22 protein-coding genes are annotated in these 24,184 nt (G+C 69.7%); 14 read left to right on the forward strand and 8 right to left on the reverse strand.

Translation table 11 applies throughout. The annotated features are described in order from the left end of the window. The first annotated feature begins 1 nt into the window (after nt 1). From ACWPN8_RS29735 to ACWPN8_RS29760, 6 genes are read left to right on the forward strand one after another with little or no spacing between them, the layout of a single operon-like run. A complete protein-coding gene (locus ACWPN8_RS29735; protein ID WP_492243378.1) occupies nt 2–1,198 on the forward strand; it encodes an ABC transporter substrate-binding protein in 1,197 nt (398 codons plus the stop codon). 20 nt (nt 1,199–1,218) lie between these two features. After that, the gene (locus tag ACWPN8_RS29740) at nt 1,219–3,057 is read left to right on the forward strand and encodes an ABC transporter permease (protein ID WP_492243379.1); all 1,839 of its coding nucleotides are present in this window, start codon (nt 1,219–1,221) and stop codon (nt 3,055–3,057) included. Between the two features lie 7 nt (nt 3,058–3,064). Then, a complete protein-coding gene (locus ACWPN8_RS29745) occupies nt 3,065–3,964 on the forward strand; it encodes an ABC transporter ATP-binding protein (RefSeq protein WP_492243380.1) in 900 nt (299 codons plus the stop codon). Between the two features lie 14 nt (nt 3,965–3,978). Next, nucleotides 3,979–4,707, forward strand: a complete 729-nt coding sequence (locus ACWPN8_RS29750) for an ABC transporter ATP-binding protein (protein WP_109095556.1) — start codon at nt 3,979–3,981, stop codon at nt 4,705–4,707. Between the two features lie 43 nt (nt 4,708–4,750). After that, the gene (locus ACWPN8_RS29755; RefSeq protein WP_492243381.1) at nt 4,751–6,208 is read left to right on the forward strand and encodes an FAD/NAD(P)-binding protein; all 1,458 of its coding nucleotides are present in this window, start codon (nt 4,751–4,753) and stop codon (nt 6,206–6,208) included. Next, a complete protein-coding gene (locus ACWPN8_RS29760; RefSeq protein WP_492243382.1) occupies nt 6,205–7,320 on the forward strand; it encodes a CMD domain-containing protein in 1,116 nt (371 codons plus the stop codon). The genes ACWPN8_RS29755 and ACWPN8_RS29760 overlap by 4 nt, the downstream gene beginning before the upstream one ends. Nucleotides 7,321–7,362: 42 nt before the next feature. On the opposite strand, the gene ACWPN8_RS29765 is transcribed toward ACWPN8_RS29760, so the two are convergent. The 8 genes from ACWPN8_RS29765 to ACWPN8_RS29800 form a co-directional block, all read right to left on the reverse strand. Next, nucleotides 7,363–8,169, reverse strand: coding sequence for a ParB/RepB/Spo0J family partition protein (locus ACWPN8_RS29765; protein WP_492243383.1), 807 nt, complete (start codon nt 8,167–8,169; stop codon nt 7,363–7,365). Nucleotides 8,170–8,341: 172 nt separating this feature from the next. Beyond that, nucleotides 8,342–9,769: an aldehyde dehydrogenase family protein gene (locus ACWPN8_RS29770; protein ID WP_492243384.1), complete on the reverse strand. Its 1,428-nt coding sequence runs from the start codon at nt 9,767–9,769 to the stop codon at nt 8,342–8,344. Further along, nucleotides 9,766–9,927 carry a hypothetical protein gene (locus tag ACWPN8_RS29775; RefSeq protein WP_492243385.1) on the reverse strand — a complete coding sequence of 54 codons (162 nt, stop codon included), beginning with the start codon at nt 9,925–9,927 and terminating at the stop codon, nt 9,766–9,768. The genes ACWPN8_RS29770 and ACWPN8_RS29775 overlap by 4 nt, the downstream gene beginning before the upstream one ends. Nucleotides 9,928–10,044: 117 nt before the next feature. Beyond that, on the reverse strand, nt 10,045–11,742 hold the full coding sequence (locus ACWPN8_RS29780; RefSeq protein WP_492243386.1) for a thiamine pyrophosphate-binding protein: 1,698 nt from the start codon (nt 11,740–11,742) through the stop codon (nt 10,045–10,047). A gap of 137 nt (nt 11,743–11,879) precedes the next feature. After that, the gene (gene thmT, locus ACWPN8_RS29785) at nt 11,880–12,071 is read right to left on the reverse strand and encodes a 2-hydroxymuconate tautomerase (protein WP_098734949.1); all 192 of its coding nucleotides are present in this window, start codon (nt 12,069–12,071) and stop codon (nt 11,880–11,882) included. Between the two features lie 40 nt (nt 12,072–12,111). Beyond that, complete coding sequence (locus ACWPN8_RS29790) at nt 12,112–12,948, reverse strand: IclR family transcriptional regulator (protein ID WP_158285335.1); 837 nt, start codon at nt 12,946–12,948, stop codon at nt 12,112–12,114. A gap of 85 nt (nt 12,949–13,033) precedes the next feature. Continuing rightward, nucleotides 13,034–14,263, reverse strand: a complete 1,230-nt coding sequence (locus ACWPN8_RS29795; protein ID WP_492243387.1) for a CaiB/BaiF CoA transferase family protein — start codon at nt 14,261–14,263, stop codon at nt 13,034–13,036. Nucleotides 14,264–14,374: 111 nt separating this feature from the next. After that, nucleotides 14,375–15,466 (reverse strand): mandelate racemase/muconate lactonizing enzyme family protein, encoded by a 1,092-nt coding sequence (locus ACWPN8_RS29800; protein WP_492243388.1) that lies wholly within the window; start codon nt 15,464–15,466, stop codon nt 14,375–14,377. Nucleotides 15,467–15,908: 442 nt separating this feature from the next. Between ACWPN8_RS29800 and ACWPN8_RS29805 the strand changes: the two genes are divergently transcribed. The 8 genes from ACWPN8_RS29805 to ACWPN8_RS29840 all read left to right on the forward strand — a co-directional run bounded on the left by ACWPN8_RS29805 (nt 15,909) and on the right by ACWPN8_RS29840 (nt 24,145). Next, on the forward strand, nt 15,909–17,117 hold the full coding sequence (locus ACWPN8_RS29805) for an ABC transporter substrate-binding protein (protein ID WP_492243389.1): 1,209 nt from the start codon (nt 15,909–15,911) through the stop codon (nt 17,115–17,117). A 143-nt stretch (nt 17,118–17,260) separates the two neighbouring features. Beyond that, nucleotides 17,261–18,121 (forward strand): branched-chain amino acid ABC transporter permease, encoded by an 861-nt coding sequence (locus ACWPN8_RS29810; protein WP_098735126.1) that lies wholly within the window; start codon nt 17,261–17,263, stop codon nt 18,119–18,121. Next, nucleotides 18,118–19,152 carry a branched-chain amino acid ABC transporter permease gene (locus ACWPN8_RS29815; protein WP_492243390.1) on the forward strand — a complete coding sequence of 345 codons (1,035 nt, stop codon included), beginning with the start codon at nt 18,118–18,120 and terminating at the stop codon, nt 19,150–19,152. The genes ACWPN8_RS29810 and ACWPN8_RS29815 overlap by 4 nt, the downstream gene beginning before the upstream one ends. Next, nucleotides 19,149–19,904 (forward strand): ABC transporter ATP-binding protein, encoded by a 756-nt coding sequence (locus tag ACWPN8_RS29820; protein WP_109095565.1) that lies wholly within the window; start codon nt 19,149–19,151, stop codon nt 19,902–19,904. The genes ACWPN8_RS29815 and ACWPN8_RS29820 overlap by 4 nt, the downstream gene beginning before the upstream one ends. A 1-nt stretch (nt 19,905) precedes the next feature. Beyond that, nucleotides 19,906–20,649: an ABC transporter ATP-binding protein gene (locus ACWPN8_RS29825; protein ID WP_492243391.1), complete on the forward strand. Its 744-nt coding sequence runs from the start codon at nt 19,906–19,908 to the stop codon at nt 20,647–20,649. An 88-nt stretch (nt 20,650–20,737) separates the two neighbouring features. Next, the gene (locus ACWPN8_RS29830; protein WP_492243392.1) at nt 20,738–21,838 is read left to right on the forward strand and encodes a mandelate racemase/muconate lactonizing enzyme family protein; all 1,101 of its coding nucleotides are present in this window, start codon (nt 20,738–20,740) and stop codon (nt 21,836–21,838) included. 50 nt (nt 21,839–21,888) lie between these two features. Then, entirely contained in the window at nt 21,889–22,974 is a 1,086-nt protein-coding gene (locus ACWPN8_RS29835; protein ID WP_492243393.1) for an acyl-CoA dehydrogenase family protein, read from the forward strand. 28 nt (nt 22,975–23,002) lie between these two features. Continuing rightward, a complete protein-coding gene (locus ACWPN8_RS29840; protein ID WP_492243394.1) occupies nt 23,003–24,145 on the forward strand; it encodes an acyl-CoA dehydrogenase family protein in 1,143 nt (380 codons plus the stop codon). Nucleotides 24,146–24,184 lie beyond the last annotated feature (39 nt).

Below are 24,184 nucleotides of genomic sequence, written 5' to 3' on the forward strand. Positions count from 1 at the left end.
GATGCTCGATCTGATCCTCCGGTCCACCGCGCTCGCCGCCGGCACCCTGTCGCTGCTGGCGGCACTCGGCGTCGTCCAGCCGGCCTTCTCGCAGCCCGCCGACCCGGCGAAGGAGCCGGTGGTGCTCGGCGTCAGCGGGCCGTTGACCGGCCAGTATGCGCAGTATGGCGCGCAATGGCAGCGCGGCTTCGATCTGGCGCTGGAGCAGGTGAATGCCGGCGGCGGCATCCAGGGCCGTCCGCTGCGCGTCCAGTTCGAGGACAGTCAGAGCGATCCCAAGCAGACCGTCGCCATCGCCCGCAAATTCGTCGCCGACAGCCGGATCGTCGCCGAGCTGGGCGACTTCACCAGTGCGGCGTCGATGGCGGCCTCGCCGATCTACCAGACTGGCGGGCTGGTGCAGTTCGGCTTCACCAATTCGCACCCGGATTTCACCAAGGGTGGCGATTTCGTCTGGAGCAACGCGCTCAACCAGGCGGAGGAGATGCCGGTCCTGGCCGATTACGCGGTGACGGCGCTGGGTCTGAAGCGCGTCGCCCTGCTGTTCATCAACAACGACTGGGGCCGCACCAGCAAGGACCTGTTCGCCAAGGCGGCCAAGGAGCGCGGCGCCGAGGTGGTCGGTGCCGAAGGCTATCTGGCCGATGAGAAGGATTTCCGCTCCGCCCTGGTCCGGGTGCGCGACACCAAGCCGGACGGCATCGTGCTGGTCTCCTATTATGCCGACGGCGCCCAGATCACCCGCCAGCTGCGCGAGGCCGGGCTGACCCAGCCGGTGGTAGCATCCGGGTCGGTCTATTCGCCCAAGTTCTTGGAGCTGGGCGGGGCGGCGGTCGAAGGCGTCCACACCACCACCCCCTTCTTCCCCGGTGACCCGCGGCCGGAGGTCCAGACCTTCGTCAAGGCCTACACCGGCAAATACGGTGTCGAGCCGGATGCCTATTCCAGCCGCGCCTACGACGCGCTTCTGCTGCTGGCGACGGTGATCCGGCAGAGCGGCACCGACCGCACCGCCGTCCGCGACGGGCTCGCAACCGTCAAGGATGCGCCGAGCGTCGTCTACGGCACCGTCCGCTTCGATCCGCAGACCCGCCGCGTCGACAAGCCGCTGAGCACTCGGCTCGTCGTGAAAAATGGTGCCTTCGCCCTGTGGGAGCAGGCGGGGCGGGAGCAGCCGGCCGTCAAGGCCGCGAACTGACGCCGGAAGGACCGACCATCGTGTTTCCCACCACTCCCGGCCCGTGGCTCGACTACACCATCAACGGGCTGGTCATCGGCAACATCTATGCGCTGCTGGCGGTCGGTCTGGCGCTGATCTTCGGCGTCTCGCACCTGATCAACTTCGCCCATGGCTCGGTCTACATGGTCGGTGCCTATATCGGCTGGCTGTGCGTGACCAAGCTGGCCCTGCCGCTGCCGGTGACCTTCGTTGCGGTGGCCGCCGGCTGCGGGCTGCTGGGGGCGGTCATCGAGCGGGTGGGCCTGCGTCCGCTGCGCAACGCCCCGCGCATCGCCCCGCTGCTCGCCACCATCGGCCTGTCGGTGGTGCTCGACCAGTCGGCGCAGCTGCTGTTCAGCCCCGACCCGCGCGCCCTGCCGACCCAGCTGCCGACATGGCGCATCGCCATCGGCGGCGGCAGCATCGGCGCGCTCGACCTGCTGATCGCCGGGGTCGGCATCGGCAGCGCCGCACTGCTCTATGGCTTCCTCCGTTTCACCAAGCTCGGCTGGGCGGTGCGGGCGACCGCGCTCGACCGCGATGCGGCGCAGCAGTGCGGCGTCGACGTCGACAAGGTGAACCGCACGGTGTTCGCCATCGCCTCGGCGTTGGGCGGGGTCAGCGGCCTGCTTGTCGGCATGTATTACAACACCATCGACCCCAACATGGGCTTTCAGGCCGGGCTGAAGGGCATCGTCGCCCAGCTGATCGGCGGCGTCGGCAACGTGCCGGGCGCCATCGCCGGCAGCCTGCTGCTGGGCTTGATCGAGAGCTACGGCATCGCCCTGTTCGGCACCAGCTATCGCAACCTGTTCGCCTTCGTGGCGCTGATCCTGATCCTGGTGCTGCGGCCCAACGGCCTGTTCGCCCGGGCCCGCCGCCTGCCGCCGGAGCCGCTGACCGGCACCTTCATCGCCCCAAGCCGGCCGCTGGTCCTGCCGAAATGGGCGGTGTGGGCGCTGGCCGCCGCCGCACTTGCCCTGCCGCTGGTCGTGCAGCAGCCCTATCTGTTGCAGACGCTGGGCAATGCCTGGCTCTACGCCCTGCTGGCGCTCAGCCTGACGCTGGTCGCCGGCACGGTCGGGCAGGTGTCGCTCGGCCATGCCGGGCTGCTCGCCATCGGCGCCTATGCCTCTTCGCTGCTGGCGCTCGATGCCGGGGTGCCGGTGCTGCTGGCGGTGCCGCTGGCCGGGCTGGTGGCGGCGGCGCTGGGCACGGCGCTGGTCTATCCCGCCTTCCGGCTGCGCGGCCATTACGTTTCTATCGCCACGCTGGCGGTGGGCGAGATCGTGACGCTGGTCATCCTCAACTGGGAAAGCCTGACCCGCGGTCCGATCGGCGTCACCGGCATCCCGCCGCTGTCGGTGGCCGGCAAGCCGCTGGTCAGCGGACAATGGGTCTATTGGGTGCCGCTGGCGGTCCTGCTGGCCTTCGCCGCCCTGCAATCCCGCCTGCTGAACTCCCATCTCGGCCGCACGCTGCGGGCGATCCGCGAGGACGACGTGGCGGCGCGCTCCTACGGCGTCGATCTCAACCGCTACAAGGGGCTGGCCTTCGCGGTGGCGGGATTCATCGCCGGGGTGGGCGGCGCGCTGATGGCGCATTTCTACTCCTACATCAACCACGAGACCTTCCCGGCGCCGGTGTCGATGCTGGCGCTGACCATGGTCATCCTCGGCGGGCTCGGCAATGTCGCCGGGGCCGTGCTGGGAGCCGCGGTGCTGGTCGGGCTGCCGGAGCTGTTCCGCGCGGCGGCCGAATACCGCATGCTGATCTACGGCGTCGTCCTGCTGCTGCTGATCCGCTTCCGCCCGCAGGGCCTTCTGGGAACGGTGTGAGGACGCCATGGCGAAGCAATCGACAACGCCTCTTCTCGAGATCGCCGGCCTGACCCGCCGCTTCGGCGGGCTGACCGCGGTCAACGGCCTGTCGTTGACGGTGGGGCAGGGCGAGCTGGTCAGTGTCATCGGCCCGAACGGCGCCGGCAAGACCACCCTGTTCAACCTGATCTCCGGGCTCGACGTGCCGGATGCCGGGTCCGTCACCTTCGAGGGCCGCGACGTCACCGGCCTCTCCGCCGAGCGGCTGGCCGCGCTCGGGCTCGCCCGCAGCTTCCAGCATGGCCGGGTGTTCGGCAACCTCAGCGTGCTCGACAATGTGCTGGTCGGCGCCCACACCCGGCTGCGGGCGGTGAAGCCGCGGATTCCGGTGGTGGGGCCGCTGGTCGAGCTTGCGTTGGCGCTGATCCGTCCCGCCTCCGTCCGGGCGGAGGAGGAGCGGCTGCGCGCCGAGGCGAGGGAGATCGTCCGGATGTTCGGCGAGCGGCTGACCCCGCGCCTCGACAAGCCGGCGCACAGCCTGTCCTACGCCAACCGCCGCCGGGTGGAGATCGCCCGCGCGCTGGCCCTGCAGCCCCGCCTGCTGCTGCTGGACGAGCCGACCGCCGGCATGAACCCGACCGAGACGGCGGAGATGCTGGAGATCATCCGGGGCCTGAAGGCGCGCGGCCTGACCATCCTGCTGATCGAGCACAAGCTGGATCTGGTGATGCAGTTGTCCGACCGGGTGGTGGTGATGGACCATGGCGCCCGCATCGCCGAGGGGTTGCCTGCCGCCGTCGCCAACGATCCGGCGGTGATCGAGGCCTATCTCGGCCACAAGGCGGTGGGTGCCGCCAATCAGGATGTGGGCCAGGATGCGGGCCAGGACGGGGACGCCACCGTCCCGGTCCGGATCGCGCATTGAGGGGGACCGGCGGAATGACCGACGCCTTGCTGCGGCTCGACCGCGTGAACAGCTTCTACGGGCCGGTGCAGGTCCATTTCGACCTGTCGCTGGAGGTGCCGCGCGGGCAGATCGTCTGCCTGCTGGGCGGCAACGCCAGCGGCAAATCCACCACGATGAAGATCATCCTGGGGCTGCTGAAGCCGCGCTCCGGGCAGGTGGTGTTCGACGGGCAGCCGCTGACCGGCCTGACCACGCCGCAGATCGTCCGGCGCGGCATCGGCTCGGTCCCGGAATCCCGCCGCCTGTTCGGCACCATGACGGTGCGCGAGAATGTGCTGATGGGCGCCTACACCCGCAGCGACGCGCACACGGTGGCGGAGGATTACGACGGCGTCCTCGACCTGTTCCCCAGGCTGCGCGAACGCCATGCCCAGCAGGCCGGCACCCTGTCGGGCGGGGAGCAGCAGATGGTGGCGATGGCCCGCGCCCTGATGGGCCGTCCGCGGCTGATCGTGATGGACGAGCCGACGATGGGCCTGTCGCCCTTGCATGTCGACCGCGTGCTGGAGATGATCCAGACCATCAACCGGCAGGGCGTGAGCATCTTCATGGTGGAACAGAACGCCAGCCTCGCGCTGCAGATCGCCCATCGCGGCTATGTGCTGCAGACCGGACGCATCGTGCTGTCCGGCCCGGCCGCCGACCTCGCCCGCGACCCGCAGATTCGCGACGCCTATCTGGGCGGTGCCCAGGCAGCCTGACGCAGCCCGCCTGACGCAGCATTTCCGACAGGACCCTCTTCCGATGACCAAGGACAACCCCGCCGTGCCTTCCACCGTTGCAGACCCCGGCCCCCGTTCGCTGGAGGAGCTGGAGGCGCGGCTCGCCCGCGATCTCGACCTGCTCACCCTGCCGCCGGCCGACTGGGTGCCGGCACGGGACGGTATGCTCGACGTCGCCATCGTCGGCGCCGGCATGGCCGGGCTGACCGCCGCCTTCGCCCTGCGCAAGGTCGGCATCTCCAACGTCCGGCTGTTCGACCGGGCGCCTGCCGGCCGCGAGGGGCCATGGGGGACCTATGCCCGCATGGAGACCCTGCGGTCGCCCAAGACGCTGACCGGTCCGGCGCTGGGCTTCGCCAACCTGACCTTCCGCGCCTGGTATGAGGCGCAGTTCGGCCGCACCGCCTGGGATGCGCTGTTCCGCATCCCGCGTCTGCAATGGCTGGACTACCTGACCTGGTACCGCCGCGTCACCGGCGCGCCGGTGCGGAACGACACCGCCTTGACGGCGATCTCCGGCGACGCCGACGGCGTGACCCTCGACCTCGACGGTCCGGAGGGGCGGCAGCGGGTGCGGGCGCGCCGGGTGATCCTGGCGAACGGGCGCGACGGTCTGGGCGGCCCCTTCGTCCCGGCCTTCTGGAAGGCGGTGGACAAGCGGTTCTGGAGCCATGCCCATGAGCCCATCGACTTCGATGGCCTGAAGGGCAGGACGGTGGCGGTGCTCGGTGCCGGCGCCGGCGCGGTGGACAATGCGGCGGAGGCGCTGGAGCGGGGCGCCGCCAAGGTCTACATGCTGATCCGCCGGGCGGAGCTGCCGCGCATCAACAAGAGCCTGGGCGCCGGCCATCCCGGCATCGTGCTGGGCTTCCACACCCTGTCGGACGAGCGGCGCTGGGCCTACAACCAGTACATCGCCGACACCGGCGTGCCGGCGCCGCACAATTCCATGCTGCGCTGCTCGCGCCATCCCAACTTCTCGCTGCTGACCGGCTGCGCCGTCGAGGCGGCGGAGGCCGAGGGCGGCCGTCTGGTCCTGCGCACCGGACGCGGCACGGTGACGGTCGACCACGTCATCCTCGCCACCGGCTTTGCGCTGGATTGGGAACAGCGGCCGGAGCTGGCGGAAATCGCCCGCCATACGCTGCTGTGGCGCGACCGCTATGTCCTTCCCGGCCATGAGGCCGGCGAATTCGCCCAGCATCCCTATCTCGGCGCCGATTTCGAGTTCCTCGAGCGCATCCCCGGCGAGGCGCCCTGGCTGAACCGCATCCATGCCTTCAACTACGCCGCGGTGCTGAGCCACGGCAAGGTGACCGGCGACATCCCCGGCATCAGCGCCGGGGCGGAGCGTCTGGCCGACAGCATCACCGCGGCGCTGTTCACCGAGGATTACGATGAGCACTGGCAGCGGCTGATCGAATTCGAGACGCCGGAACTGCTGGGCGACGAATGGACCGAAGCGGAGGATTTCCAATGACCGCCACCAGCAGCGCCACCGGTGGCGAAATCGCCCCGGTCGCCCCCGACCTGATCGACCGGCTGGCCGGCCTGTCCGACGCCTCCCCGCTGCTGGCCCTGCGCGCCCGACGGGCGGAGATCCGCACCCGCACCCAGGCGGCGCACGACGCCCTGCTGGCGCCGCGGCGGCCCGGCCTGTTTCCGGCCGCCGAGCGCGCCGCGGTGGCGGAACGCATTGCGGCGCTGGCCGGCAACGACGCGCTCGCCGCCCATTACCGCGGGCTCGCCGCCGGCGCCGACGCCCGCCCGGCCCTGGTCGCCCATGCGGAGCGGGTCACCCGGTCCCCGCGCGAGTCCCGGCCGGAGCATCTGGGCGTGCTGGAGGCGGCGGGGCTGGATGCGCACGGCATCGTCGCGCTGTCGCAACTGATCGCACTGGTGAATTATCAGGTCCGCCTGCTGGCCGGTCTGCGGGCGCTGGCTGGGGGTGTGGCGGGGGATGCGGCAGGGGATGCGGCGGAACCGCCGTCCGGCCCGCTGCCCGCCGGGGCACCGGTGCCGGTCGATGCGGACATCGGCTTCACCACCGACGTGCTGGACTGGAAGCCCTGGCTGCCCCCCGTGGTGCTGGAGGATGCGACGGAGGAGCAGCGGCTCGCCCTGGCGGTGACGCCGTCCAACATCGCCATCGGCGCCTATTCGCTGGTGCTGGCGCATGAGCCGGAATCGCTTCTGCACCGCACGCCGCTGTTTAACGGCATCATGTACGCCCCGCGCGGCTTGGCCCGGGCCGAGCGCGAGTTCGCGACCGCCGTGGAATCGGTGCTGAACGGCTGTGTCTATTGCGCCTCCGTCCACGCCCGCCGCTTCGTCGAGCTGACCGGGGGCAGGGACGCGGTCGATCTGCTGTTCGCGCAGGGGATTTCCGGCCAGGACGATCCGCGCCGGCAGGCCATCGCCCAGGCCGCCGCCCGCCTGACCGTCACGCCGGCCGCCCTGGCGGAGGAGGATGTCGCAACGCTTCGCCGGGCCGGGGTGGAGGACGGCGAGATCCTGGATCTCGTCCTGGCGGTCGCGATCTTCGCCTGGGCCAACCGCCTGATGCTGAGCCTGGGCGAGGCCGTGCGCTGAACGGCGTCCCGGCCGGACCGGAAGGCCTGTCCGCAGCGGCGGTCAGGCCTTTCCGTTCTCGGCGCCACTCTCTGCCCCGTTTTCGGCCCCTTCCTCGCTCCCGCCTGCGAGCAGCAGGTCGATCCTGTCGCGCAGGGCCAGCAGCGCCGAGCGGTCCTTCTCCGCCAGAGCCGGCGCCGTGTCGATCCGGTCCAGCTGGCGGACGCAGCGCCGCACCGCCGACAAGGCGCGCGGCACTGCCGGCAGCGCCTCGCGCCGCAGCTGCCGGGCCTGGCGCACGGTGAGCGCTCCGCCCGCCGCCTGCCGCCACAGCTCCGCCTGCGCCGCATCGTCGCGCACCCGCGCGATCTCCACCAGCAGCGAGCGCGACACCACCCGCCGCGCCTGCGGGTATTCCGCCTTGATCCAGTCCGGCAGCCGGTTCAGGCCCAGCATGTCGCCGATCCAGCTCGTGCTGCGCCCGACCAGCCGGGCCAGCGCTTCGCGTCCCCAGCCCCGCTCCACCAGCCGCTGGAGCGCTTCAGCCAGCTCCAGCGCGTCCAGCCCCTGGCGCTGCATGTTCTCCACCAGCGACAGCACTGCAGCGCCTTCGTTGGTCACCGGCACCGCCGGCACGCCGGCCCGGCCCAGCGCCTGCATCGCGCGCAGCCGCCTCGCACCGGCCAGCAGCTCGTAACGCCCATTCCCCAGCGGACGGACCATGATGGGCTGCAACAGCCCGACCTCCTCGATGGATCGGGCGAGCGAATCCAGCCCGTCGTCGTCGATGCGGCGGCGGGCATGGCTGTCGGGCACGGCGATGGCGGCGACGGCAATGCACGCGGCGTCGCCCATGGCGGCAAGGCTCATGGCACACGAACTCCTGGGGCGGGCAGGGAGGGGTTGGGGAATTTGCGGGCGTTGCTGGCCCGCTGGTGCCGACGACACTGCCGCCGCTCAGGCATATTGTCAATGTAAAGGAAAAAATCCCTTTGAATGGCGACCCTGACGTTTATGCCGGGGCCTTGAGCCTGCCGTTTCCTCACCCGGCCCGCACATAGGCGGTCTTGACGGAGGTGTAGAACTCCACCGCATAACGGCCCTGTTCGCGCGGGCCATGGCTGGAGCCCTTGCGTCCGCCGAACGGAACATGGAAGTCCAGGCCGGCGGTCGGCAGATTGACCATGACCAGCCCAGCCGCGGAGTTGGCGCGGAAATGGGTCGCATGTTTCAGCGAACCGGTGCAGATGCCCGACGACAGGCCGAAGGGGGTGTCGTTCGCCACACTGAGCGCCTCGTCGTAATCCCGGACGCGGATGACGCCGGCGACCGGCCCGAACACCTCCTCGCGGTTGATGCGCATGGCGTTGGTGGTTTCGGTGAACAGGCAGGGCGAAAGATAGAAGCCGGGCGTTTCCCTGGTCAGCCGCTGCCCGCCGCACTGCCGCCGCGCCCCCTCCTGCTCGGCAATGGCGATGTAGGACAGGTCCTGCTCCAGCTGCCGGCTGTCCACCACTGGTCCGATCTCGGTTCCCGGCTTCAGCGCATGACCGACCGCGAGCCGCTCCAGCCGTTCCGTCACCGCGGCGACGAACCGGTCATGGATGCCTTCGGTGACGACAAGGCGGGACGAGGCGGTGCAGCGCTGGCCGGTCTGGAAGAAGGACCCGTTCACCGCGGCATCGACGGCGATGTCGAGGTCGGCATCATCCAGCACGACCATCGGGTTCTTGCCGCCCATCTCGAGCTGGCATCGGATCATGCGACCGACGGCCCGCTGCGCCACCCGGCGTCCGGTGGCGACCGAGCCGGTGAAGGTCACGGCATCCACCCCGTCGACCAGGGCGTCGCCGATCAGCGACCCCGGCCCCATGACGAGATTGAACACGCCGGCCGGCACGCCTGCGCGCGCGACGATCTCGGCCAGCGCCCAGGCCGATCCGGGAACGAGTTCGGCGGGCTTGAAAACCACGCAGTTGCCGTAGGCGAGCGCCGGGGCGATCTTCCAGGCCGGAATGGCCATCGGGAAGTTCCACGGCGTGATGATGCCGATCACGCCCACCGGCTCGCGCAGGATGTCGACCTCGACCCCCGGCCGCGTGGACGCGACCTTCTCGCCGGGGATGCGCAGGGCCTCGCCGGCAAAGAATTTGAAGACCTGGGCGGCGCGGACCACTTCGGCGATGCCGTCCGCCAGGATCTTCCCTTCCTCCCGCGACAGCAGGGTTCCAAGCTCCTCCTTGCGCGCGAGCAGTTCGCTGCCGACGGCATCGAGGATATCGGCGCGCTGCTGGGGGGTGCTGCGCGCCCAGGCCGGAAAGGCGGCCCTTGCGGCCTGGGCCGCCTCCGCCACCATGCCGCCGTCGGCGACGGCATAGCTGCCGACGATGTCGGTGGTGTCGGACGGATTGACGTTGTCGATGCCGTCGCCGCCGGCCACCCAGCGGCCGGCGATGTGGTTGTGTTTCATGGTTGCGTCTCCGGACTGGCATCCTGGGAGCAGCCGGCATCCGCGGCGGCGCTGTCGGACATCAGCAGGAAGGCGGAGACGGTCCCCATGCCGTCCACCAGCGGCAGCCTGTCGGCGGGAAGGTCGGTGAGCGCGAGGCAATCGTCGAAGGTCAGCATGTCGTGAGGGTCCTGGGTTCCTGGGTTCCTGGTCGGCGGGAGGGCGGGACAACTCCGGTTCATCGGGCCTTTTGCCGGCCCTCATTCATCGGGCCGGTTTTCCGTGCCGGCCGGCGGTCAGGCGCCGCGGGCGCGGTCCGCCTGTTCGCGCAGGCTCGTCACCGTGTGCGTCGGGCTGATGGCTTCCGGATCGATGACCAGTTCCAGCAGGGCGAGGCGTCCTGCCGCCATGGCGCGCTCGAAGGCCGGCATGAACTCTTCGGTCCGGGTGATGCGTTCGGCATGGGCGCCGAAGCTCTGCGCCAGGGTGACGAAGTCGGGATTCTTCAGCTCGGTGCCGCTGACGCGCCGGGGGTATTCGCGCTCTTGATGCATGCGGATGGTGCCGAACATGCCGTTGTTGACCAGCACCACCACGATCGCCGCCTCGTACTGCGCGGCGGTCGCGAGTTCCTGCACGCTCATCATGAAGCAGCCGTCGCCGGCGAAGGCCACCACTGGGCGCTCCGGATGCAGCAGCTTCGCCGCGATTGCCGCGGGGATGCCATAGCCCATCGAACCGGAGGTCGGCGCCAGCATGGTGCGGAACCGGCGGTAGCGGTGGAAGCGGTTCGGCCAGATGGCGAAATTGCCGGCCCCGTTGGTGACGATGGTGTCCGGCGGCAGGGTTTCGCGCAGCCAGCCCATGATCTCGCCCATCTGCAGCGGGCCGGGGATGGACGGCGGATCGGTCCAGGCGAGATAGGCGTCGTGGATGGCCTTGGTGCGTTCCCGGAGCCGTTCCGGGTTCCGGCGGGAGGCCGGCGGTGCCAGTGCGGCGAGCGCCCTGGCGGTCGTGCGCATGCCGGCATTGATGGCGAGCGCCGGCTGGTAGACGCGGCCCAGCTCCTCGACCCCGGCATGGACATGCACCAGGGTCTGGCGCGGGCATGGGATGTCGAGCAGCGTGTAGCCGCCGGTCGTCGCCTCTCCCAGCCGCGGACCGACGACGAGCAGCAGGTCGGCCTCCCGGACGGTCCTGGCCAGGGCGGGGTTGACGCCGAGGCCGAGATCGCCGGCATAGTTGGGATGGGCGTTGTCGAACAGATCCTGCGAGCGGAAGGACACGCCGACCGGCAGGTCCCATGCTTCGGCGAAGCGGCGAATGTCGTCGCAGGCCTCCGCGGTCCAGCCGCCGCCGCCGACCAGCAGGAGCGGCCTTTCGGCAGCACCCAGCAGCCGCTCCAGCTCCGCCAGATCCTCCGGCCGCAGGCCGGGCTCGACCGGGCGATAGGGTGCGGCCGGGCGGGGGGCCGCCCGTTCGACAAGCATGTCCTCCGGAAGGGCAAGCACCACCGGTCCCGGACGGCCGGACGTTGCCGTGTAGAAGGCGCGGCCTACCATCTCGGGGATGCGGCCGGCCTCGTCGATCTGCGCCACCCATTTGCTGAGCGGGCCGTACATGCGGCGGTAATCGACCTCCTGGAAGGCCTCGCGCTCCTGCGCGCTCCGTTCGATCTGGCCGATGAAGAGGATCATCGGCGTGGAATCCTGGTGCGCGATGTGGACGCCGTGGCTGGCGTTGGTGGCGCCCGGTCCGCGGGTGACGAAGCAGATGCCGGGGCGGCCGGTGCATTTGCCGTAGGCTTCGGCCATCATCGCCGCTCCGCCCTCGTGCCGGCAGATGGTGACCGCGATCTCCGGGGCATCGACCAGCGCATCGAGCACGGCGAGGTAGCTTTCGCCCGGCACGCAGAAAATCCGGTCGACCCCGTTCAGGCGCAGCATGTCGACCAGAAGGCGCCCACCGGTGGCCGGGGCGGATCCGTTGTTCATCGAGATCATCCTTTCCAGTGCGTCGGCAAGGCGGCGGTCCGTCGCCTTGCCTTGCGGACGCACGACTCCCGTCGCTCCGGCCGTCGGCCGAAGCGTCGCTTCACGTCAGCGATGTGCGGTGGTTTAAGGCCGGCGCGTTACGACGACGGGCCGGTCTTGGCCTCTCCGGCGACGGCGAAATGCTCGGGCTCGATCTCGTTCACCATGATGCGCACGCTTTCACGCGGCGCGCCGAGGGTGCGGTGGATCGCCTCCGTGACCTCGCGGTACATCGCGGCCTTCTTCTCCTGCGACCGGCCCTTGATCAGGGTGATGTTGACGATAGGCATGGCTTCTCTCCCTTCGGATCGATTGTGAGTGTCGAGACGGTCACTTCCCCACGACATGCGCGACGGAGCGGAGGCTGCCGAGCTGGTAGGGCATCAGCTTCGCCACCCGGACCAGCTCCTCGCCGATGCCGGCGATCCTGGCCTCGTCCATGTCGCGGGAATGCCCGGTCACCACCAGACAGCCGACATGGCCGTTGTTCCAGGTGGGGATGTTGGCCGCGATGGCGGTCAGGCCGACATGGTGTTCGTCATGCGCCACCACATAGCCCCGCAGGGCGGAGACACGCAGATCCTCGTCCAGCCCGGCGCGGTCGACGATCGTCTGCGGGGTGTAGACCTTGTAGGGCTCCGGCCCGAGGACGGCGGCACGCTGTTCCGGGTCGAGGCTGAGCAGCAGCGCCTTGCCGGAGCCGGAGCCGTGCAGCGGCCCCTGGAGCCAGGTGTTGTAGTAGGGCGACAGCGATCCCGGAGCCTGGGCGATGTCGGTCACCATCCGCTCGGTGCTGAGATAGAGGACGAGCACCACGGTTTCCCGCAGGTTGCGCGCCAGCTCGATCAGCACGGAGTGCGATTCCCGCCGAAGCTGGTTGATGGGATGCATCAGCGGCAGCGGCAGCAGGCCCTTGGGCGACGGCGCATAGCGTTTGGAATCGGCCAGGCGGACGACGTAGCCGCTGTCCTCCAGCGTGCGCAGCAGGCGCAGCGTCGTGCTCTGGTCCAGGCGGGTCAGCGCCGCGACCTCGCCGAGCATCAGCGGCTGCGGTGCATCGACGATGGCGTCGAGGATCGCCAGCCCGCGGGCGAGCGTGCCGGCCGGTCCTTCGCGCTCGCCGTCGTTGCCGGCCTTGGTCCGTTCCTCGTCCGCGCTTTTCACCATGGCTGTGCCCTGTGTCGTTGTCCTGCCGTGAGACTGGGCGGCAGGCCGGCCCAGCCGTCGGACCTGTGCTCTCCCGGAAGATGTGTCAAGGTTTTTGCGTGTCATGGGGTCGGACCGGCTCCCGGCCGGGGCTCCAGCCACTGCTTTGCGATCTCCCCGCCGCCTTCACCCTGGGCGGGGGACGGCCGGGCGGCGGCAGGCCATCCTCGAACTTCACCGGATAGCCGACGACGCGAATTGGCCCGCCGCCCGCGGTCTCGAAGCTGTGGAGCAGGTTGCGCCCCGCGACCTGATCGGAGGCGAGCGCCTGGACGACGGAGCGCACCGCGCCGGCGGGCAGGCTGCGGGCGGCGAGCCGCTCCATCCAGTGGGCGCGGGGCCGCTCGCGGAACCGGGCGGCGAGCCGCCGGCTGAGCAGGACGCGGTTGGCGACGCGGTCGGCGTTGGTGCGGAAGGCCGGATCGTCGCGCATCGCGATGTCCTCGAGCACGGATTCGCACAGCGTGCGGAACTGCCGGTCGTTGCCGATGGCGAGCACGAACGGCCCGTCGGACGTCTCGAACACCTCGTAGGGCACGACGTTGGGATGGGCATTGCCGTAGCGCCGTGACTCCGCCCCGGTGGCGAGGGCTCCGGCGGCGACATTGGCCATCGCCGCCAGCTGGCAGTCGAACAGTGCCACGTCGAGGAACTGTCCGCGCCCCGTCCGCTGGCGGCCGAGCAGGGCGGCCAGGATCGCCTGCGAGGCATAGAGGCCCGAGAAGAGATCGGAGACGGCGACGCCGACCTTGGTCGGCGGCCCGTCGGGAAATCCGGTCACCGACATCAGGCCGGTCTCGCCCTGGATGACGAAGTCATAGCCGGCGCGGGCCGCTTCCGGCCCCGTCCGGCCATAGCCGGAGACCGAGCAATAGATCAGGGCCGGGTTGACCGGCTTCAGGTCGTCATAGCCGAGCCCGAAGCGGTCGAGGGTGCCGAGCTTGAAGTTTTCGATCAGGACATCGGCCTCGGCGGCCAGATCGCGGATAAGGCGCTGGCCCTCGGCGCTCTTGAGGTCGACGGTCAGGCTGTGCTTCGACCGGTTGGCGCAGGTGTAGTAGGCGGCCAGATCGCCCATGTAGGGCGGACCCCAGCTCCGGGTCTCGTCCCCGTCGCCGGGGCTCTCGATCTTCAGGACCTGCGCGCCCAGGTCGGCCAGGCACTGGGTGCACCAGGGACCGGCCAGGACACGGGAAAGGTCGAGGACGCGGATGCCGTGGAGGGGTCCCAGGGAGCGGGCCGCATCCGGCGCCGCGCCGCCATCGAACACTGTCATTTCTTCGATCCATACTCGTCTGTGGCCGTGGCCCGATGCGGCCCGTTTGCGCTGCGCCATGGCTACTGCCCCTGTGGCCGCTGCCCTGTGGCCGCTGCCCCGTGGCCGCTGTCAGAGCGCGGCGCGCATCGGGTCCAGGCGGTCCCAATCGAAGGTGAAGCCGACGCCGGGGCGATCCGGCACCAGGATGGTGCCGTCCGTCTCGACGGCCATCGCCTCGCGGAACAGCGGCCCGAACCACGGCATGTGTTCGGCATGGATGGCGCCGGCCGACGACGCCACCAGATGCAGGCTGTGTTCGGTGAAGATGTGGGGCGAGAAGGGCACGTCGTGCGCCGCCATCAGCCCGATTGCCTTGCGGAACTCGGTGTAGCCGCCCATGCGTTGCAGGTCGGGCATCAGGATGTCGGCGGCGCGGGCCTGGATCTGCCGTTTCAGGCCGTAGCGCGTGTATTCGGTCTCGCCGCTGGCGATCGGGGTGTCGAGCGCCGCCGCCAGGGCGGCGCTTCCCTCGTCGTTCCAGGTCGGGACGGGTTCCTCGAACCACACCAGCTCGAACGCCTCCAGCGCGCGGCCGAGCCGCAGGGCATGGGCCGGGGCGAGTCCCTGGTTGGCGTCCACCATCAGGCCGATGTCCGGCCCGATGGCGTCGCGCACCGCCTCGATGCGGGCGATGTCGTCCTGCCAGCGCGGCGAGCCGAGGCGCAGCTTCATCGCCTTGAAGCCCTGGTCGACGAAGGCCCGCGCCTCCTGCCGCAGTTCGTCCAGGCCGGAGGACAGCCACAGCCCGCCGCTGGCATAGACCGGCACGCGGTCGCGGTGGGCGCCGAACAGCCGGTAGAGCGGCTGGTTCGCCACCTTGCCGATGATGTCCCAGCAGGCGACGTCGATGGGCGTCATGGCATGCAGGGCCAGCCCCGCCTGCCCGCAGAAATTCAGATGGCGGAACAGGTCGGACCACAGGGCTTCGACCTGGAAGGGATCGCGGCCGATCAGCTTCGGCTTCAGGCTGGCCGCCAGCTGGGCGATGGAGCGCAGGCGGTCGATGCCGAAGCAGAAGCCATACCCTTCGCCCGACACCCCTTCGTCGGTCCTGACGGTCAACAGCAGGCAAGACACCGTGCTGATCTCGTGGATCGCGGTGCGCAGCGGCCGGTCCAGTTGCAGGTCGACCGCGGCCAGTTCGATGTCGGAGATGCGCAAAGCCCTGCCTCCCGCCTGCCGCGGCCCCCGTCTCATGAGACGGGGGCGGACAGTTCACAATGGTGATTGTTCTTGGGGCGCATCGTCGCGCCTGATGGCGTAAGTTGCAACAGTTTTTTCATTCAGTGCATAGTTCATATCAAAATACGCCGCTCATCCAGATCGCTCCGGTGTGCCGATCACTGGGAACCGTTCCCCAACCGGTGAGGATCGGCCCTTTGCATCGACTTCGCCAGAGCTGGGACCGGCGAAACTTCGCACGAATTTCCCATCAACCGGCAAAAAAGCGGTGTTTGGAACCCAACCACAACCGGGAATGGGTTCTTCTGCCCCTACGACATCTTCCGACAAAAAAATGGCGCGGAATGAAAAATGTCTTGCGAAATAATGTTGGGCTCGGAGATGATCAGTCTAAAGCACGATACATAAGAAGGGAGGAACCATGACCACCGACCGGATTCCCGCCAGGATGCACCTCGGCCCCGCAACCGTGAGCGCCGCGGGCCTCGCCCTGGCGGTCGGCCTGTTCGCCGGTACCGCCGGGGCCGACACGACGCCGGTGAAGATCGGCTGGCTGTCCTCGCTGACCGGCCCGCTGTCGTCGGCGGCCGTCGCCGAGAACCAGGGCGTCAAGTTCGCCGTCGACGAGATCAACAAGGCCGGCGGCATCGACGGGCGGAAGATCGAGCTGATCACCCGCGACACCGCCGGCGATCCGACCAAGGCGGTCAATTTCGCGCAGCAGCTCGTGCTCAGCGAGAAGGTGGACTTCGTCATCGGCCCGGTGAATTCCGGCGAATCGCTCGCCACCGTTCCCATCCTCGCCCGTGCCGGCGTGCCGAACATCATCATCGGCACGGTGGACGAGCTGACCGATCCGCAGAAATACCCGCGCGCCTTCCGGGCCATCGCCACCAACGAGCAGTGGATCGGCAGCGCCAACGACTATGCCATCAAGACGCTGAAGCGCAGCAAGGTGGCGATCATCGGCGACACCACCGGCTACGGCACCTCCAGCGCCAAGAAGGCCGAGGCGCTGCTGGCCGATGCCGGGATCAAGCCGGTCTACAGCGTGCTGATCGACGCCAACAAGACCGACCTGACCGACGAGATGACCAAGGCGCGGGCCGCCGGGGCCGACGTCGTCATGCCATGGTCGGCCGCCACCGGCCTGCTCGCCCGCGTGCTGAACGCGCGGGGCAACATGCAGTGGGACGTGCCGGTCGTCGGCCATCCGGCCATCATGGGCCTCCCGATCAAGGATCTGCTGAACAAGCCGGAATACTGGGAGCAGACCTATGCCGCCGGCTACAGCAGCACGACCTACGGTGTGGACGGCAAGCTTCCCGGCCCGACCACCGCGCTGATGGACAAGATGCGGCCGGAGTTCGGCGGCACCATCAACTTCACCTTCTGGTGGGTCACGCTGGGCTACGACACCGTCAAGATCATCGAGCATGCGGTGAAGACGGCGGGATCGACCGACAAGGCCGCCGTCCAGAAGGCGCTGGAAAACACCCAGAACCTCAAGGGCACCTATGCCGATTACAGCTGGGGCCCGAAGCAGCGCAACGGCTTCCCGGACTCCGGCATCGTGATCAACAAGGCCAACACCTTCAAGGACGGCAGCTTCGAGGCCGCCCCGCACTGACCCGGCCGAGCCGGCCACGCCGGCTAGGACTTGAGGCTTCACGGCCCCGGCGCGGGCCGGCGACCGGCGGCCCGCATCGGGCCGCAAGGTCTGCATTCGCGCCGTCTTGCAATTCCGCAGCAATTCACAAACGGATGGGCAGCATGCTTACCGTTCTGGTGTCGGGGCTGGCGATCGGCGCGCTCTACGCGGCGACGGGCCTCGCCTACAACATCATGTTCTCGACCTCCAAGGTCCTGAGCGTGACGACCGGCCACATCTGCATGCTTGGCGGTGTCTTCGGCGCCTACTTCATGCTCGATCTCGGGCTTCCGGCGCCGGTGGCGCTGGTCGGGGCGGTGCTGGTCGGGGCGGCCTTCGGCCTGCTGACCGAAGTCATCGCCATCCGCCGCGTCCTTGCCCGCTCCGACGAGCATCTCTGGCTGCTCAGCACGCTGGCGCTGGCGACGATGGTGCAGCAGGCGGTCGGCCTGTGGTGGGGCACCGAGCCCCGCCCGTTCCCGCGGCTGGCCGACCAGGATTTCACGGCCGGCGTGCTGGACCAGAAATACTGGCTGCCGATCGCGGCGGTGGTCGCCATGGCGCTCGGGCTCGAATTCTTCTACCGGCGGACGATGTACGGCAAGGTGTTCCAGGCCGTGTCGGAGGACGCCTTCGCCGCCCGCGCCCGCGGCATCGCCACCGACCGCACCCGCGCCCTGTCCTTCGCCATCGCCGGCGCGCTCGGCGGGCTGGCCGGCTTCGCGGCGGGGCAGCTGACCTTCGCCTTCTTCGCGCTCGGCCTCACCCTCACACTCTACGGCTTCATCGCGCTGGCGGTCGGCGGGCTGGGCAGCAATGTCGGCGCGCTCGTCGGCGGCGTCGCGCTGGGCCTGTTCCAGACGCTCGCGACCTATTTGTTCGGCGGCGAATACCAGCAGACGATCGCGGTCGGCCTGCTGATGGTCGTGCTCCTGGTCAAACCCGAAGGTCTCTTCGGCTCCAAGAAGGTCCGCCCGGTATGACGACATCCTCCCTTCCGCGCCTCGGGACGCTCGCCGTCGGCGGCCTCCTGGCGGTGACCCTGCCATTCTGGGTCGGCGACTTCTACCAGCTCCACCTCGCGGCGCTGATCGGCGTCTACTGGGTGCTGATCTCCGGACTCAATCTGGTGGTCGGCTACACCGGCCAGCTGTCCATCGGCCATGTCGGGCTGCTGTCCATCGGCTCCTACGCCTTCGCCATCGTCGTCGGGCGCTACGGCGTCGACCCGCTGCTGACGCTGGCGCTGGCCGGCGGCTTGGGCGGGCTCTGCGGCTTCCTGCTGGGCCTGCCGTCGCTGCGCCTTCCCGGCTTCTATTTCGCCATGGCGACGATGGCCTTCGCCCTGATCATGGCGGAGCTGTCGCTGGCCCAGGGCGACCTGACCGGCGGCGGCGCCGGGCTTCCGGTGCCGGGCTTCGCCGCACCCTTCGACACGCCGACCGGCTTCTACTGGCTGGTGCTGCTGGTCGCGGCGCTGATCACCTGGATGACGTGGAACGTCGCCCGGCTGATGTGGGGCAGGGGGCTGATCGCGTTGCGCGACAGCGAGGTGGCCGCCGCCGCGGTGGGGGTGCCGATCTTCCGGCTGAAGCTCACCGTCTTCACCTTCAGCGGGGTCACCGCCGGGATCGGCGGCGCGCTGTTCGCCTCGCTGCAGAGCTACATCACGCCGGAGACCTTCGTCTTCGAGCTGGGGCTGTTCTTCTTCGTCTGCATCATCATCGGCGGCCGCGGCAGCATTCTCGGCCCCTTCGTCGGCACGGTGGTCCTGACCGCCCTGCCCGAGATGGTGGCGCCGCTCGCCAAGCTCGGCAACTTCTTCTACGGGCTGCTGCTGCTGGCGGTGGTGCTGGTGGTGCCGGAGGGCATCGGCCACGTCATCAAGTCGGTCATGGCCCGTCTGCAGAAGAAAGGTCCGGAACCGAAGGGCCTCCAGCCCGACATCGGCCGCCTGGCCGCCGCCGTCCGGCGGGGCATGCGACAGGACATCCAACGGGGGCACGCATCATGAGCACGCTGGTTGCCGACACAGTGAGCAAGCGCTTCGGCGGCGTGACGGCGCTCAGCAACGTGTCGCTCGAATTGCGGGAAGGCGAAATCCACGGCCTGATCGGCCCGAACGGCAGCGGCAAGACGACCCTGCTCAACCTGCTGACCGGCTATTACCAGGTCGACGAGGGCGACATCCGGCTGGACGGGGAGTCGCTGGCGCGCTCGCCGGTGCAGCAGCGCCCGCGCGTCGGCGTCGCCCGCACCTTCCAGAAGCCCCGCCTGCTCGGCAGCCTCAGCGTGCTCGACAACGCGATGCTGGGCGGCTGGTGCGAGACCCGCGCCGGCTTCCTGGAGACCGCCCTGGCGCTGCCGCGCGCCCGCCGGGAGGAGCGCGCGCTGCGCGACCGGGCGGAGGAGCTGCTGCACGGCGTCGGGCTCGGCTATGCCATCCATCGCCGGGCGAGCCTGCTCGACCATGCCGAGCAGCGTTTCCTGGAGATCGCCCGCGGGCTGGTCATGCGCGCCCGCTTCATCCTGCTCGACGAGCCGGCCGGCGGCCTGACGGAAGGGGAGATCGAGCATCTCGCCAGCATCGTCACGGCACTCCGCGACGCCGGGATCGGCGTCCTGCTGGTCGAGCACCACACCGACTTCGTGTTCAGCGTGTGCGACCGCGTCACCACGCTGAATCTGGGGCGCATGATCAAGCACGCCACGCCGGCCGAGGTGCGCAGCGATCCCGAAGTCATCCGCGTCTATCTGGGAGCGTGAGATGCACATGGGCACAGTCAATCGACCCAATCAGATCCTGCTCGACGTGGCGGACCTGCATGTCGCCTACGGCAAGGCCGAGGTGGTGCACGGCGCCTCCTTCCGGGTGCATGGCGGCGAGTTCGTCGTCCTGCTCGGGCGCAACGGCGCCGGCAAGAGCACGATGCTGCACGCCATCTCCGGCCTGATCCCGAAGAAGGCCGGGCGCGTCACCATGGGGGGGGCGGAGATCGGTGCGGCGACGCCGCGCGACATCGTGCGCTCCGGCGTCGTCCAGGTGCTGGAGGGACACCGGGTGTTCGGCGGCCTGTCGGTCGAGGACAACCTGCTCCTCGGCACCTATGCGCGGGCGTCGCGCGGCGACCGCTCCAAGCTCGACCGTATCTACAGCCTGTTCCCGGAACTGGCGGAACGCCGGACCCAGCAGGCGTCGCGCCTCAGCGGCGGCCAGCAGCAGATCCTGGCGGTCGGGCAGGGGGTGATCGGCGATCCCAAGCTGCTGATCCTCGACGAGCCGTCGGGCGGGCTGGCGCCCATCGTCATCGACCGCATCCTCGACGTCGCCAGCGACCTCTGCAAGGGCGGCATGGCGATCCTGCTGGTCGAACAGCTGGTGGAGAAGGCGCTGCGCCACGCCGACTATTGCTACCTCACGGAAACCGGGCGGATCGTCGGGGCGGGCACGCCGTCCGAAATCCAGAGCAGCGACCTGTTGCAGCGCGTCTATCTCGGCGGCGCGCACTGATCCGGGGAGCGCGGGTCGGGCCGATGCCCCACGGCAACCGCCGCCCTCCGTCCCTGAGATGCCGCCCCCTTGCCAGCGAGAGACCCTCATGAAGATCACCGCCATCGAGGCGATTCCGATCGCCATCCCCTACCGGCACAACGGCCCGGTCACCGGCTTCGGCGGCGCGCTGTGGACCACCGCCAACTACCTGATCCTGCGCGTCGAGACCGACGAGGGGCTGACCGGCTACGGCGAGGCCTTCGGCTACAACGTCATCCCGGTGACCAAGACCTTCATCGAACGGACCCTGGCGCCGCTCGCCATCGGCCGCGACGTGACGGACATCGCCGGGCTGATGGAGGATCTGAAGAAGACGCTCCACATCTTCGGACGCGGCGGCGTCACCCAATATGCGCTGAGCGGTCTCGACATCGCGCTGTGGGATCTCGCCGGCAAGCGGGCCGGGCAGCCGGTCTGGAAACTGGCCGGCGGCCATGCGCGGGGACAGGTGCCGGTCTATGCCAGCCTGATGCGGCTGACCGAGCCGGACATCGTCGCCGCCTCCTGCACCCAGGCGCTGGAGCGCGGCTATCGCGAGATCAAGCTGCACGAGAAGACGGTCGAGGCGGTCGCCGCCGCCCGCCGCACCGTCGGCGACGGCATCGAGCTGATGCTGGACGTCAACTGCGCCTGGGATGTCGGGACGGCGGTCGAGATGGCGCAGGGGCTGGCCCCCCACCGGCTGAAATGGCTGGAGGAGCCGGTCTGGCCGCCCGAGGATCTGGACGGGCTGGTCAGGACACGCCGCGCCGCGCCGGTCCCGATCGCCACCGGCGAGAACACGCCGAACGCCTGGGCGTTCAAGCCGCTCGCCGCCTGCGAGGGGATCGACTATCTCCAGCCCAGCGTCACCAAGGTCGGCGGCATCAGCGAGTTCCTGCGCGTCGGCATGCTTGCCGAGCTGAACGGCCGGACGCTCGCCCCGCACTCGCCCTATTCCGGTCCCGGCTTCCTGGCGACCCTGCACATGACCGCGGTCTTCGGCGGGATCGGGGCCATCGAGCGGCTCTACATCGATCTGGACGCCCCGGTGTTCGGCGAGGTCGGCCTCCCGCGTCCCGACGGCACCATCGCCATTCCCGACGGTCCCGGCCTGGGCGCCGACCCGGACCCGGACATCCTCCGCCGCTACCGGCTCGACCTCTGACCTCCGCAACGTCCGCAGGCGGACATCGGAAGCCGGCAACAGGGAGACACATGGTGAGCGACACCAGCCAGATCCTGGTCGATACGGCGACCAGGCTTTTTGAAGAACAGTTCACGGCCAAGCAGCGTGTGGCGGCCGAATCCGGCCAGTGGCTCGACGCGCAGTGGCAGGCGGTCGAGGATATGGGGCTTCCGCTCGCCCTGGTGCCGGAGGAGGCCGGCGGCTTCGGTCTGCCGCTGGTGGAGGCGCTGGATCTGATCCGCCTTGCCGGAGCCTTCGCGGTGCCGCTGCCGCTGGCGGAAACCATGTTGGCGAACCGCATCCTGGCGAATGCCGGGCTGGAGCTTCCGGGCGGGCCGCTGACCCTGGCGCCGGTGCGCCCGGACGACCGGCTGACCCTGTCGCGGCGGGACGGCGGCTGGCTTTTGTCGGGAACGGCGCACCGGGTGCCCTGGGGCCGCGTCGCCGCCACCGTCGTGCTGGCCCGCTGCGAAGATCCCGGCGACGATGCCGGCCAGGACGGGCAGAGCTTCGTGGCGCTGGTGCCCGCCGGTCAGGCCGGCACCGCGCCGGACGTCAATCTGGCGAACGAGCCGCGCGACAGCCTGCACTTCGAGACGCTGCTGCCGACGGAGAGCGTCGCCCCTTCGCCGGGCATCGCGCCGGCGGAGCTGCATGCGCTGGGCGCCGCGGTCCGCAGCATCGCGATGGCCGGGGCGCTGGGCCGCATCCTGGCGATGACCACCGCCTATGCCAACGAGCGCAGCCAGTTTGGCCGGCCGATCGGCAAGTTCCAGGCCATCCAGCAGCACCTCGCCGTGCTGGCCGGACAGGCCGCCGCTGCCCGTGCCGCCGGCGACATCGCCGCCGAGGCCGTGGCGCAGGGCGGCGCCCTGCTGCCGATTGCGGCGGCCAAACTCCGCTGCGGCGAGGCGGCCGGCGTCGCGGCGGCCATCGCCCATCAGGTGCATGGCGCCATGGGCTTCACCCATGAGCACAGCCTGCATTTCTTCACCAAGCGCCTGTGGTCCTGGCGCGACGAGTTCGGCGGGGAAGGGGAGTGGGGCCGCCTGATCGGGCGGGAGGTGGGGCGCGCCGGAGCGGACGGGCTCTGGCCGCTCGTCACCGCCGCCTGATCCCACCGGTGCCATCGAGGAATTGACCATGGATCTGATCGCCTTTCCGCCCCCTCCCGACACGGATGTCGAGGAGCTGCGCGCCGAGGTCCGCGCCTTCCTGGCGGAGGAGCTGGCCACCCGCCGCCCACAGGACCGCTCGCGCTCCTGGAGCGGTTTCGACGCCGAATTCAGCCGCAAGGTCGGGCAGCGCGGCTGGATCGGCATGACATGGCCGAAGCGCTATGGCGGGCATGAGCGCAGCGCGCTGGAACGCTATGTCGTGTTGGAGGAGATGCTGGCCGCCGGGGCGCCGGTGGCGGCCCACTGGTTCGCCGACCGCCAGAGCGGACCGCTGCTTCTGAAGGTCGGCACCGAGGAGCAGCGCCGGTCGATCCTGCCGCGCATCACCGCCGGCGAGTGCTTCTTCTGCATCGGCATGAGCGAGCCGGATTCCGGCTCCGACCTCGCCGCGGTGCGGACGCGCGCCGTGCCGGTGGACGGAGGCTTCGTCGTCAACGGCACCAAGCTGTGGACGACCTACGCCCACCATGCCGACTACATGATCCTGTTCTGCCGGACCGGCAGTTCCGACGAGCGGCATGGCGGCACCAGCCAGTTCCTGGTCGATCTGAAGACGCCGGGCATCACCATCCGCCCCATCGCCGACCTGGCCGGCGAGCATCATTTCAACGAGGTGGTGTTCGAGGACGTCTTCCTGCCGGCGACATCCCTTCTCGGCCAGCTCGGAGACGGCTGGAACCAGGTGGTCGGGGAACTGGCGTTCGAGCGTAGCGGGCCGGAGCGCTTCCTGTCCTCCTTCACGCTGCTGGTCGAACTGGTGCGCGCGCTCGGCCCCAGCCCGTCGGACCATGCGGCGGCGGCGGTCGGCCGCCTGACCGCCCATCTCCTGGTGCTGCGGCGCCTGTCGCGCTCGGTCGCCGGCATGTTGCAGATGGGGGAGAATCCGGCATTGCAGGCGTCCCTGGTCAAGGATCTGGGCGCGATCTTCGAACAGGAGATCCCGGACATCGCCCGCCAGCTGGTCGATGCGGAGCCGTCGCAGCAATCCACGCGGGATTTCTCCGCGGTGCTGGCCCACACGATCCTCAACGTGCCGTCCTTCTCCCTGCGCGGGGGAACCCGCGAGATCCTGCGGGGCATCATCGCCCGCGGCCTCGGCCTCCGCTGACCGGCGGCCGGACCCCGCTCATCGACATCGAGAAAACGA

This window comes from Azospirillum sp. UENF 112521, assembly GCF_058780665.1.